Annotated in this window: 10 protein-coding genes; 7 read left to right on the top strand and 3 right to left on the bottom strand. The window is 46.7% G+C overall.

The annotated features are described in order from the left end of the window. Positions 1-93: 93 nt before the first annotated feature. Positions 94-2,400, top strand: a complete 2,307-nt coding sequence (locus QUA45_RS15285; RefSeq protein ID WP_333096790.1) for a serine/threonine phosphatase — start codon at positions 94-96, stop codon at positions 2,398-2,400. Positions 2,401-3,212: 812 nt separating this feature from the next. Beyond that, positions 3,213-4,454 carry a protein kinase domain-containing protein gene (locus QUA45_RS15280; protein ID WP_333096792.1) on the top strand — a complete coding sequence of 414 codons (1,242 nt, stop codon included), beginning with the start codon at positions 3,213-3,215 and terminating at the stop codon, positions 4,452-4,454. Between the two features lie 159 nt (positions 4,455-4,613). Here the strand turns inward: QUA45_RS15280 and QUA45_RS15275 are convergent, their stop codons facing one another. Then, on the bottom strand, positions 4,614-4,832 hold the full coding sequence (locus QUA45_RS15275; RefSeq protein WP_006631282.1) for a DUF4327 family protein: 219 nt from the start codon (positions 4,830-4,832) through the stop codon (positions 4,614-4,616). A 651-nt stretch (positions 4,833-5,483) separates the two neighbouring features. Here QUA45_RS15275 and QUA45_RS15270 point away from each other — a divergent pair. Further along, positions 5,484-6,464, top strand: a complete 981-nt coding sequence (locus tag QUA45_RS15270; protein ID WP_015175810.1) for an aspartate carbamoyltransferase catalytic subunit — start codon at positions 5,484-5,486, stop codon at positions 6,462-6,464. Positions 6,465-6,601: 137 nt separating this feature from the next. Here QUA45_RS15270 and QUA45_RS15265 read toward each other — a convergent pair whose 3' ends face one another. After that, entirely contained in the window at positions 6,602-6,994 is a 393-nt protein-coding gene (locus QUA45_RS15265; RefSeq protein ID WP_333096793.1) for an SH3 domain-containing protein, read from the bottom strand. A gap of 632 nt (positions 6,995-7,626) precedes the next feature. Here QUA45_RS15265 and QUA45_RS15260 point away from each other — a divergent pair. The 3 genes from QUA45_RS15260 (at position 7,627) to QUA45_RS15250 (ending at position 9,645) form a co-directional block, all read left to right on the top strand. Next, positions 7,627-8,118 carry a molybdenum cofactor biosynthesis protein MoaE gene (locus tag QUA45_RS15260; RefSeq protein ID WP_333221419.1) on the top strand — a complete coding sequence of 164 codons (492 nt, stop codon included), beginning with the start codon at positions 7,627-7,629 and terminating at the stop codon, positions 8,116-8,118. A 122-nt stretch (positions 8,119-8,240) separates the two neighbouring features. Beyond that, on the top strand, positions 8,241-8,900 hold the full coding sequence (locus QUA45_RS15255; RefSeq protein ID WP_006631278.1) for a sigma-70 family RNA polymerase sigma factor: 660 nt from the start codon (positions 8,241-8,243) through the stop codon (positions 8,898-8,900). Between the two features lie 139 nt (positions 8,901-9,039). Beyond that, complete coding sequence (locus QUA45_RS15250) at positions 9,040-9,645, top strand: zf-HC2 domain-containing protein (protein WP_333096795.1); 606 nt, start codon at positions 9,040-9,042, stop codon at positions 9,643-9,645. A gap of 165 nt (positions 9,646-9,810) precedes the next feature. Here QUA45_RS15250 and QUA45_RS15245 read toward each other — a convergent pair whose 3' ends face one another. Continuing rightward, entirely contained in the window at positions 9,811-12,339 is a 2,529-nt protein-coding gene (locus QUA45_RS15245; RefSeq protein WP_333221401.1) for an NACHT domain-containing NTPase, read from the bottom strand. Between the two features lie 339 nt (positions 12,340-12,678). On the opposite strand from QUA45_RS15245, the gene QUA45_RS15240 reads away from it, so the two are divergent. Beyond that, the gene (locus QUA45_RS15240; RefSeq protein WP_333221399.1) at positions 12,679-13,050 is read left to right on the top strand and encodes an ATP-binding protein; all 372 of its coding nucleotides are present in this window, start codon (positions 12,679-12,681) and stop codon (positions 13,048-13,050) included. Positions 13,051-13,113 lie beyond the last annotated feature (63 nt).

The following is a 13,113-nucleotide window of genomic DNA, read 5'->3' as shown; positions in this document are numbered from 1 at the left end:
TCAGGCCCAAAACTCATAACTCCTAACTCACAGCCCAAAACCCAAAACTCCTCACCGCCAAACTCGATCGCCCATCTCCAATTTAAAACCCCTATGCTTCTCTGTCCCCGCTGCCAATTTGAAAATCCCAATCCAAACAAGTTTTGTCAACAATGCGGAAATTCCCTAATTTACAAACCTTGCCACGAATGCGGTGCCCAAGTCGCTTTTAGCGCCAAAGAATGTCAGAATTGCGGCGTCGCAACAGGTCAAGTGTGGCGGGCCATTATCTGCGGTCGATCGAATTTTCCAGCAGTCGAGCCAGACGAGTCAACCCTACCCCCAGCCGAGTTTCCACAAAAACCAGACATAGTTCCAGAAATCGCATCGCCCCAAAACTCTCCTGAAGCAATCACAGACGCCATTAAAACAGAAATTACCACCCCAGCCGAACCCCCAACAGCAGTCGCACCAACTTCTCCACAGACCGAAGTCCCCGAATTCAGCAGCCCAGAAATAGACGCTGTGGTAGCCGTGGGGGCGATCGCACCAGCATCCTTTCAAACAACAGAAAAAAGCTCTACTACCGCACCAGAGCGCGAAATAACCCCATCTGAACAGAATTTTACAACCGCACCACAGCCTAAACAAATCCAGGAAGCAACCGAGAACCCCCACAGCCCAAACATAGCTGACACCTCCCCTCCATCTCCAGAATTCCCCATCCCCAATTCAGAATATTTAATCCCTTCCCAGCCAGCCGGAGCTTATTTAGACACTCAGCAGCGCTACCAACTCCTAGAAACCGTGCCGCCGAGAAAACGCTCAGACACAGTAGCAGTAACAGTATTGGACTGTCAGCCGCTGGAAATGTCACCCCTCAAAGCCATGCTAGCAGCCAACTCTGCTAGCGTCGCCAGACGAACATCCCCCTATACCGCAGCAATCACAGGCGGAGAAAATTCAACCAATTCCGCCTTAGCAGAGCTTTGCCAAGGCATAGCTGAACCTTATCTGGCACTTCGGTGGCAATTCTCTCAAAACCTGCCAGTCATTCACGATAGCTGGTCAGACAACGAACAGGCAGTCCTGCTGCTAGAAGACTGCTCCCAATGGCCGCTGCTGGTAGAACGGTGGAGTCAACCCGAAACTTCCACCCAGCAAATTTTATACTGGCTGCACGAAATGACAGAACTCTGGGCTGCCCTAGAACCCTGGCGCTGTCGGCAAAGCTTGTTGGAACTGACAAATTTGCGAGTCAACCCCGACTCTTCCTTTTCCTTGGCTTCTTTGCGGCTGCAATACCTCTATCCCGAACCGGCAGGCTCAAACCTGCAACTGGTAGATTTGGGGCAACTGTGGCAGGTGATATTTAGCCAGTCCGATCATCATCGCACTCAGTTTGGCGCCTTCCTCGAACTGCTGCAACAAATGTACAGAGGCGAGATTAACACAATCGAAGAATTGCGATCGCGCCTAGAAACAGTTCCCCTCGAACTCCAACCCGCACCTTCACCAAGCTCAACCCCGACGCGCCGGCCTTTCCGCGGCACCGACGAGTCGCACCCCGACGTTGGCGAAGTATTAACCCAGCCCATGCCACTCCAGATTTACAGCTTAGAAGACGCAGGCCTCACCGATGTTGGCCGCACGCGCGACCACAACGAAGACTTCTTCAGCATCTGGACTCAGCTAAACAAACTCGAAAGTTCCTTCGGTCGTATTTTTCAAACCAAAGGGCTTTACATTCTCTGCGACGGCATGGGCGGACACGACAGCGGAGAAGTAGCCAGTCAACTAGCCGCTGAAACTCTCAGAGAATTCTTTCAAACCCGTTGGGAAAATCAACTACCTCCGGCAGACACCATCCGCGAGGGAGTCCTGCTAGCCAACAAAGCCATCTTTGAAATCAATCAAAAGGACGGACGCTCCGGCAGCGCCCGCATGGGTACAACTCTAGTCGCAGTCTTAGTTCAAGACACCCAATTCGCCGTTGCCCACGTCGGCGACAGCCGCCTCTACCGACTGAGAAAGGGACAAACCCTAGAAAAAATCACCTCCGACCACGAAGTTGGGCAGCGCGAAATAAAGCGCGGGGTTGACCCGGAAACTGCTTATGCCCGTCCCGACGCCTATCAACTAACTCAAGCCATCGGCCCGCGAGACAGTAATTTTCTCAAGCCCGACGTGCAGTTTTTAGACTTGTGCGAAGATACCTTATTAATTTTGGCTTCCGACGGCCTGACAGATAATGATTTGCTGGAAACTCACTGGCAGAACACTCTCGAACCCCTGTTCAATCCCCAAGCCGATCTCGACCAGGGAGTTGCTCAGTTGATTGAATTGGGCAACAAACGCAACGGTCATGACAATATCACGGCAATTATCATTCGGGCGCAGGTAGGCGCATTTCGATTTTAGAATTTGGATGCTGCCAACTTTTTCAAAGGTGGCACATTCCCCCTGTGACGGCATGGGTTAAACCTGCAACTGTTGCAGAGAAAAAAAACAGATTCTGCCGTTTCCGGGCAACGTTTTACTGCTCGCTCTGTTTTCTAGGTATCCGGTGTTAAAACAGCTTAGGTTTGAGTGTTCAAAAACTGATTACAGACCCATACGATTGCAGAAAAGCTGTGAAGTACCAACCATTTATCCGTAGCCTTAATTTTGAGATTTTGTTCCGGGAATCTACCGGAAAAAGTATCTTGATAGTAAGTTGATTCATCATAGTTGAAAGAGCTTTCACTTAAAAAAATAGTTAGTATAATGAAAAAAAAATAACTAAAATGAAGTGAGTCAGCAGGCGGGATGATGCAAAATCTGTTTTATACTAGATCGCTATCGGGGCAAGGTGGACATAGGTGGGAAGTGTCAGCCCTACATATATGTGGGGCTGACATCACAATCTGCTGCTACATCAAATTTACGTAAAAGCTTAGGGATTGTTTACTTAGTTTTTGGTGTTGCAATTGTTAAATCGATCGACTGTGTTTTAAGGGGCGATAGACACCTCACAAATTTTATGAATAATTGTTCCCAAAAAACTATTTATAAATTCATGGTTTATGGAATATTTAATCACAATCAGGATATTATAAATGTTTAGTGAAACTCACCTGTAAAGCTCATAATTAATTTTTAATCTCTAATTTTTCAAAGCCCTACGCCCCTAATCTGTAAGTTTCCGCCAACTCTCACTGCCACATCAGGGAGTTCAACCACATCAATCGAAAATGCTGCTGACTCTTTTAGATCCAGACAAACAGACCCCCCTGCAACAGTGGAGTTTCGAGAGCGAATCCATTATTCGCATCGGCCGCTCTCCTGAAAATCACGTTGTGATCCCCAATGCTCTAGTGTCGCGGCAGCATCTGGAATTGCAAAGAGTTAATAGCGGGAGAGCCAGCCAGTGGTACTTAGTCAATTCCGGGACAAATGGCACTTTGGTGAACGGTATTCTCATGTCTCAGGGTTGGATATCCGACGGTGCCCTGATCCAGTTGGCGCGGGGCGGTCCAATTCTGCATTTCCAAGTGGTTACTATTGAAGTCGGTGGCAAGATTGAGGCGAACCCCACCGTCAATCTCGTGGCACCGAGGTGTACCCACGCGGGAAACCCGCCGGGGAATTTATTCTGCATCCACTGCGGCGAACCGATTAAAGTCGATCGCACAGTCCGTCACTACCAAGTGCTGCGAACTTTGGGGCAAGGCGGTATGGGGACAACCACTTTAGCCTGGGATCGAGATAAAGCGAAAGCTCAACAACCCGGAAGTTCCCCCGCAGCTTCTCTGGTAGTCCTCAAGGAAATGAATGCTGATATGGCTCAAATAGTCAAAGCTCAAGAACTGTTTGAACGTGAAGCTAAAACTCTCAAGGCCCTCCACCATCCGGGAATTCCTCAGTTTTTTGACTTTTTTGTGGAAGGGGGCAAAAAATACTTGGTGATGGAAATGCTCCACGGCGAGGATTTAGAAAAACGCATCTACAACCGCGGGCCTGTTGCTCCCCAACAAGCAATAGAGTGGATGATCCAAACCTGTGAGGTTTTGGACTACATTCACTCTCAAAAACCCCCGATCGTCCACCGGGATATTAAACCTGCTAATTTGCTGGTGCGCCACCGCGACAATTGCATTACAGTGCTGGATTTTGGTGCCGTTAAAGAAATCGGCACTCCTCCAGGGACTCGCATCGGCGTTGAAGGCTACACCGCACCAGAACAAGACCGGGGACAGCCTCTCCCTCAGTCGGATTTATATGCTATTGGACCTACTTTGATTTTTTTGCTGACGGCCCAAAGCCCTCAAAACTTTTACGGCAAAATAGCTGGAGGTTACGGGTTTAAGCTCGAAAATATTCCGACCATCGCCCCCAAGCTGCGGGAGACCATTTTGCGAACCACGGCAGCTAAGCCTGGGGATCGCTTTCAAACTGCTCAACAATTAGCTCGAGCTTTAGCAGCTTCCCTTTAATAGAAGTCAAAAGTCACAAGTCACAAGTCAAAAGTCATTAGGAAGAAGGCAAAGGGAAAAGGGAAGAGGGAAGAAGCTAGCAACGGTAAATTTATGAAATAAAATTTACCCGATCGCCTCGAAATTTCTCTCCGACACCCCAGTCCTCCGTCTCCTCTGTTATTCCTCGTCCCAAGCTTCTACAGCTATCAACTCGCTCACGGGGTCTTGCATAGAAAAATCAAACTCTAGCAATTGCTGTTTCCAGTACGGCCATTCGTCGCCGTAAAGCAGAGCTATTTTCCAAATGCTGTCTGTGGGCTTGATAATGTCAGACGTGACAAGAGAATGCACCTGACGCTGGAACTTAACCATCGGCTGTATAACCTGCTGGCTCATAATACCTCTTGAATTGTTTAAATCTTGTGTAATTACAACTTCCCAGCTCACACTTGTTACCGCAGTTTCGCTAAGAACAGTCTCGCCAAGATACGTGTAGATTTTTGTCGGGAAGCTACATATTCAACTTGTATCTTAACACTGTTCGTTTTGACAAGGGCCTATAAGCAGGACTGAAGAGTCAAGACCGACTTCAAAGAATTAATCATCTTTAAATTGTCCCGCTATATGCTGTCGATCGACAGTGGGAGGTTTGCCGCCTCGATTGTTTCCACATCGTTGTTTCCACATAGTGGCAGATGCAAGGGCTACGTTCGGCTTGTTCTTGACAAGGCTGAGTTTGCGTAGGAGAAACTGCAACTACTGCTCTTTCGCTGCTACAGCGTAATTTCCGCTTTCCTGCGGGTAAACCACACCTGTTTCACCTTCGACGCTGGGTTCGCTGTGAGAGTGGGGTCTGAGCTACATAAAATGATTATAACTCTACTCACCGCAAAAGCGATCGAAAATTGTTGGATACTGTTGATCGCCACCCCTAAATGTCGATCGAACATTCTAGGCTGTCCCACGCGGACCCGCAGGCAAGTTCCAAACCCATCGTCCGTCTTGATTCAATAAATCTCAAATCTCAAATCTCAAATCTAAAATTGTATGACTTGGACAAGGCGACACATTCTCACTCTGGCTGATTTTACCTCGGACGAATACGATACGGTGCTGCAAACTGCAGCCAGTTTTCGGGAGGTGCTCGGCCGCCGCACGAAGAAAGTGCCGGCCCTGCAGGGTCAAGTGGTCGCGAATTTGTTTTTTGAACCTTCTACCCGGACTCGCAATAGTTTTGAGTTGGCGGCGAAGCGACTGTCAGCGGATACGCTGAATTTTACCCCGGGAAGTTCTTCTCTGACGAAGGGGGAGACTATTCTGGATACGGCTAAGACTTATCTGGCGATGGGAACGGATTTGATGGTGATCCGGCACGAACAAGCTGGAGTTCCCAGCACAATTGCTTCGGAAATGGATCGCTTGGGTTCGAGAGTCAGCGTTCTCAATGCTGGAGACGGTCAGCACGAACACCCATCGCAAGGTTTGCTAGACTTATTTACTATTTGTTCTCTGTTAGATACCGAACGTCCGCGGCTGGAACTTTTAGCGGGCAAAAAAATTGCTGTGGTGGGGGATATCTTGCATTCGCGGGTGGCTAGGTCTAATATTTGGAGTCTAACGGCTTCTGGGGCAGAGGTTCATTTGGCCGGGCCGCCAACTTTGCTACCGCTGTTGTTTGCTGAGTGTGGCGATGGTAGGGAAGGTAAGTTATTTTTGCATTGGCAGCTTGAACCTGCTTTGGCCGATGCTGATTTTGTGATGACTTTGCGACTGCAGAAGGAACGGATGAGCGACCATTTGCTGCCGAGTTTACGAGAGTATCATTCTTTGTACGGGATTACGCGCGATCGGCTCAAACTCTGCAAGCCGGATGTGAAGGTGTTGCACCCTGGCCCAGTTAACCGTGGCGTGGAAATTAGTTCGGATTTGATGGACGATGCCCAGTTTAGCCTGATTTCTCAGCAAGTTACCAGCGGCGTGGCGGTGCGGATGGCATTACTTTATCTAATCGGCGGCGGTAAAGTTTAGGCTGTTAGTTGTTAGTCTTGAATTTTGGATATTTGATTATTTTTAATCTCCATCGCCTCTTTAAAATAATCGTTACCCGGTTTTGCCGGGTAACGAGCAACACTCTTTCTAGAAATGTAAAGTGCTCTAGTTAAGAGTTAGGAAAGCCACGAGGCTTTCACCCAGCCGCCACCTTTGAGTTGGGCCCAGCCGTTTCTGTAACGACCGGTCAATGCCACATTGTCTCCATTGTATAACTTGCCGATGACATGAGAACAGCCATCGGGGCGGTGGCGGATATTCAGTCGGCCGCCGTTGGTTGCAACTTCAGCGTAGCTGTGACGGCTATGACCGCCACAACGGGAGTAGCCGCAACTTGCCTGCGCTTCGCCTGGGACACCCAGAACAGATAGAGCTACTGCCATACCTGCAACGCCTATCCATGCAGAATTAGGAATTTTCAAGCCCAGTTGGTCTAACGACTTGACTTGGAGTTCGGACTCTGGAGATTCATAAGCAACAAAAGAGTGGCTCAATGCTAGTGCTTCCATAGTTTCCTCGTAATTGTTTTTAACATTTATTGGTGCAGACTCAGGTCGAAACCTCCATTAACAGCCCAAACTATTAACTTATGTTTCATATAAGGCACATGAGGGCGTTACGGTTTTGCTTTTGCGTAGTATCCGCCAATTTGCCTCAACCCTGCACAGGTATATCATGTCATCTAAGTAGCTTTCCGGAACAAAAAAATAAATAAAGTTTACATCTGCTGCTAAAAATTTTGCCGACGCGGATCAGAAGTCCGGGCAGAATTAAACTTAACTGTGTCATTCAAAAGGGAAGAAAGTAATCGTTTGGGGTTGGAGATTGCTTGTACTGAGTTACGAATGACACTATTTATTGGGTGTGCTTATTTATTGAGTTGCTAGAGCAATACTGGCAGTTAATTTTATCGAACAAGTATTTTGCTCGTCTTCAAGTACGGTATGAATAGGGTTGTGGTGAGTCATATTGTAGCCGATCGCACTCGTGCAGAAGTTCGGGGTGATGGCGTCGGGTCCTCGCCCGTGCTACGAAATGGGTCTCAACATTAGCCACCCGTTTCCCGGACAAGGATGCAAGATCGATCGCGACTTGATTTGTGTCAAGATCGATTAACTTCCCCACCACCACTTCTTTGGCAATGAACTCTAGCGCTGCACTTTCGATCGGCACAATTCCTCAACGCCATGAATCAGACAGCTTCGCCATTACCTTAGCGCCGTTGTCTGTAGAGGAAATATACGCTTTGGCAGATGACCCTGCGAACGGAGCCGTGGTAATGATGAGCGGTACAGTCCGCAACCAAACTGACGGTCAAGCTGTAGTTTCCCTAGAATATCAAGCCTACGAACCTATGGCCGTGCGAGTATTCCAGCAAATCGCTACGGAAATCCGCCGCCAGTGGATCGATGTCAATCGGGTCGCCATTCACCACCGCATCGGACACTTGCAGGTGGGCGAAATCAGCGTACTGGTGGCTGTTGGCTGTCCCCACCGGGGGGAGGCCTTTGCAGCTTGCCAGTACGCGATAGATACGCTAAAACACAATGTACCGATTTGGAAAAAGGAACATTGGGCCGACGGTTCTAGCAGTTGGGTTAGTATTGGAGCGTGCGAGGTTGTCGGGCATTAGTAAGCAGTCAGCAGTCATTGAGTGTCTGATGACTCAAGCCGATGGCAGTTTCCGAGTGCGGGAACCAATCGGGATCTGCTAGCGTCAAAAAGTGTGGAATGTTCGATGAGCCAATTCCACCGATGAGCGACTTTATTTCCGTGTCCTGGTCTGCGGTTGTGGCGACCGTTCAAAGAGTGCAATTGCCAGCCGAAAAACTCTCTAATTATGACTTGGTGTTGCGTTGTCAGGAAGGAAATCGACCTGAAAGCACTGCCTTTTCAGAACTGTTGAAGCGGTATCAGTCCCACGTAGACAGGGTACTCTATCACTTGGCCCCTGACTGGCAAGACCGAGCAGACTTGGCTCAGGAAGTGTGGATTCGGGTCTACCGCAATATTAACCGCTTGCAAGAGCCTGTTAAATTTCGGGGCTGGCTGAGCCGCATCGCCACTAATTTGTTTTACGATGAGTTGCGGAAGCGCAAACGGGTGCGAACTCCGCTGTCGCTGGACGTACCCCGTGCTCTGGAAGATGGCGAGGTTGATTGGGAAATTCCGGCCGACAGTCCGGGACCTGATGAAGATTTGACGACTAGAGAATTTTACGACCAGTTGCGGGTGGCGATCGCAGATTTGCCTGAAGTATTCCGCACGACAATTGTTTTAAGAGAAATTGAAGGTTTAGCCTATGAGGAAATAGCCGAAATGACCGGAGTTTCTCTGGGAACTGTCAAGTCGAGAATTGCTAGAGCTCGCCAAAGATTGCAGTTGGAATTGCAAAAATATCTCGATGGTAATTAGCAATAGTGCTTTTAGAGGTCGATCGAGAAGATTTGGTCATGTTTGCTGTCATATCAAAACTTCTCTTTTAAAATATAAATAAGCAGTAAATCATTCTAATAGCCGGGGCATCCTTCCCCCATAAAAGCAACTTTGAAATATGAATTATAACTTTGAATCGGATAAAAATCAGCATCAGCAAGGTATCGGGGATTCACTCGCTGAAAATCAAGCTAACAACAATTATCCCCAGGGGAATGTAACTACTATGATGCGCGATCGCTTTGAATTGCTGAGTGCTTACCTCGACGGCGAAGTGACGGCTGCAGAACGTCGGCAAGTTGAGGACTGGCTGACAAATGACCCCACTACAAAACGTTTGTACTCGCGACTGCTGATGATGCAGCAGAGTTTTCAGGCAATGCCGGTGCCTGCTGCCGAACAATCTGCACAGGAGTTGGCGGCGAAGGTTTTGCAGCGGGTGGAACGCAAGCCGAAACGAACTTGGATTTTGGGTGGAGGTGCGATCGCAGCTTTGTTGATTGCGGTGGTGTCTGGTGTCGGTGGCGGCCGCCAATTGTTTGCTCCCGAGTTTGCTCGATCGCCCGTTCCTGCTGAATCTGACGGTTTGATGGTGGCTTTAAACGAGCCTCTGGTGGAGATTGTTAATCCCAACGATTTGATGCTTGGGGTGAATGCACCGATCGTGGATATTCCCAAAGTTGGTGTAGCAAGCCCTCAAAAGTCATTGCCAAAGGCACAATAGGATTTCTGTTTTGAGCATCAATGAAGTTGCTAAGCTCCCTAGATAAGGGGGCTTTTACGGTTTTTCTCAGTTTTTCAAGTGGATATATCCTTTGACACTTTCCTGGCTTTGAATGACTTATTGTAGGGCATCGCATCTTAATATCGGAGTAGGTAGCTAGTGGAATTAGAGCGGGCGATCGCACTTGTCACCTGTTTTTTTGATATTTGCGATCGGCAACAGCAATGTTTCCTCAATTTCCTGCCGCACAGCAGGAGATACATTACAACCGCTATTAAGGCAATCTACCAGCAATTTATTAGCATCGTAATACTTACTCAGCAATGACTTCTGCTGTTCGCTAAATTCCCAATCGTGACCTATATTGCGATATTTAATCATCACATTTCTTAATTGCTGAGTCCAATCTTGACCTTTAGCTTTCCACCACTCCCGCTCCATTTTCCACCACGCCTGCATTTTGTAGGTATATGTTGAATCATATAGTTGTTTTTTGAGTTGTTGTAGCGATAGCTTCAATTCAGGTTCCAGATTCAAATTCATAGTAAAGACGAGGATAGAGATCAGATTGCGAGCTGACGCAGCAGCATAAACATAGGAAATATTAAGGTCAAGTGCATAGAGCATTCCAAGATCAAGAAGAATATCAATAGTCAAATCAGAATCGCGTTCATCGTCATAAGAAGAAGTATTGTCAGAAAAAGAAGAAGAAGTAAAGTCAAATAAAAAAAGTCTCAGAGGTGGTCTAAAGGTATGGTCAATGGCATAACCAAGGCTATGGACCAAACTTATGTCAACCTCCAAGTGAGGACTACGGTTACTAACGCGCTCTACCTCTCTACCCATATAAAAAGCGCGGATAGCTGATCGTTTATAGGGATCATTAACGGAAATAGATTTATTTCTTATCCACATTAGAAACTGCTGTAACTGCTCATCGTCCGCGACGAGTGCATCAACTTGCTGTTTCATTAACAGCAATAAGTTATCAGCTTTTCGCAACATCCCAACCGCCAGAAAAAAGACTTCTCGCCAACGCTTCTCGCTCAGGTGGCTGACCAGTTTTTCCAAAGTTTCTGGCTCGGAATTGTTAACCATTTCTCTAACCATGAAATACTCTTGAAATGTTAGATGAGAAAACGAATAAATTCCTCTTGCCCTCTCCACTAATAAACCATGTTGTGCCTCGATCGCCTTCAGGACAACCTCACTATCCATTTCTAACTGAACGCGGTCAGTTGTGGCATCGGGTAAGTTAGCCAGATAATCGGCAATCACTTGTTGGATTTGATTTTTTTCAAAAAAGTAATCGCCCCGCTCAAAAGTAATAGCTGCCACAAAAGCAAGTAAATGTTTCTTGCGGCACAAATTCAAATCTCGATAAACTTCATCCCGTTGAATGCCTCTAGTTTCATCCCATTTTCTGAGCATAAGTTCCAGTCCTTCCTCATACAACTTGGCTCGGTTGGATGGGAAATCTGCTTTGGCTTGGAATACTAAACAAGTCAGATTAAGCAAAATTGGCGTTACTGCCAGTTCTAGAATTTGCTGATTTTTTTGCAGTTTAAGCTTCTCTACAAATTGAGATGCTAAAGCTTTCCCTGCCTCAATATTCTGGGAAAATGCTGCAAACCAATTTTTAGCAAAGGCAGCGGTTTGTTCGCAATTAAAATCCGCTACCTCAACACAGGTAAAGGCTTCGTCGTGAAATCTGTACTTAGAAGCGGCAATTCGACAGGTAATAATAAACTGATTGTTGTAATACTTTTGGACAAACTGACGAATCTGTCTGACGACTGCATCGCTATCTGATTCTGGCACTTCATCTAAGCCGTCCAATAAAATCAAGCCTCTGCCTTGACTGAGTACGAATTCAGTTTGCGATCGCGCCTCAACTCCGCAACTGGCAAATTCGTCGCTGATATATTCTAATAAGTCAAGATTAGGGATTTCAGCAAAGGTTTTCAGAGGGATAAAAATCGGTATTTTGTTTGCTTCAAATTTTGCGCGATCGCACTGAATGGCGAGGTGTTTCAAAAAGGTAGTTTTACCGGAACCAGGTTTGCCGAGTACCATCAGTTTAGAGTGAGATTTCACCGCATCCAATCCTGGTACTCGTTTCTGGCGTACTTTACCTAAACCTAAGCGGTTAAAGTTATCCGCATCTGGGTTGAAGCCTCTGAGTAAATCGCTAATTTCTCCCGGCTGCCAACTGGTAATTTCCTCCAAAATGTTGACTTCAACGTAGAGGTTGCTGACCTCAACGGGCTGTGCAATATCCAACAGTTGCATTTTGCTGTAAAGCTGTTGGATTTTGCTGTGGCATTTTTGCCGTATCTCTTCCACTACCGAATCAATAGGCTGTTGGCAAAAATCTCTAACCTCCCCAACCCTCCCTTGGTAAGAGGGGGCTACAGGATGACGATCGACAATTTCTTCCCAATTCAACTGCAAAACCGTGCAAAAAGCCTTGAAAGCATTAGCTTTAATGGGTTCTCTTCCTGCTAAAAAGCGCCTCCAAGTTGGCAGCGACAGGCCATCGGCATAGGGGCCGGCCTCTGTCCAAGTTCGATCGGGTTCTAATTTTTGACTAGCTTCTACTAACCATTTGGGGTCTTCTATTGTCGAGCCCCTTTCTCTTCTAGCTTGCTTAATTTTTACTAATCCCTCCTCAGAGGCTTTGAGGGTCGTCATTATATAATTTACTTTTCTAATTGTCAATGTCAATTTTAGATCAGTTTAGCGATCGCAAACTGAGTTTGTCAAGACCCCAGCAACAAAGAGAAAATGATCCTGACAACAACTGCACGGCATACGGGAAAAGTCAGGCATAAATCAGGCAAAATTAGCTCTTCAGAATGCCATTCTGTTGTGTCTCTAAAAATCACCTATTAAATAATGAGAAAGGATAGCAACATGAGAAATAGTATAAATGACATTCCCTCCCGTGGAATAGGCATAAAACTTATTAGCAAAATTGCCCATAAGCTAAGCTATACACGCACTTCTGACGAGCGAAACTGTCTATTAATTGTGAAATATTTTCATCCAGGTATAATACCACCCCAACCTCCGCCTCAATCTGGTTATTTTAAGCGGGTACTTGACTGGTGGAATGCCTTTATTTTGGAGTGGAAAAAGCAACGAAATTACCAATCTTGTCAAACTTATAACCAGCCAATTAAAACAATTCACCTTCAACTCAATACTGACCTCAAGAGTGTTGTTCAAGTTTTATGGTGGGTCGAGCAGTTTTTAGAGTATCTACCCATTCCCGAAGCAGTTTTGCAGCAGTGCAAACTTGCTACGATAGAAGGGTTTACAAATGCTGTTCGCCACGCCCACAAAAATCTGCCATTTGAAACTCCGATCGGCCTTGAAATAACCGTATTTAGGGCTTGCTGAATAATTGATCGCTTTTTGGCGATCGGGAGTGATCGATTATTCAACCAGAGTTAAAGATGAGTT

The sequence above is a fragment of the Microcoleus sp. Pol12A5 genome (assembly GCF_036701435.1).
Classification (GTDB): domain Bacteria; phylum Cyanobacteriota; class Cyanobacteriia; order Cyanobacteriales; family Microcoleaceae; genus Microcoleus.
This window is presented reverse-complemented; position numbering and strand designations above follow the sequence as displayed.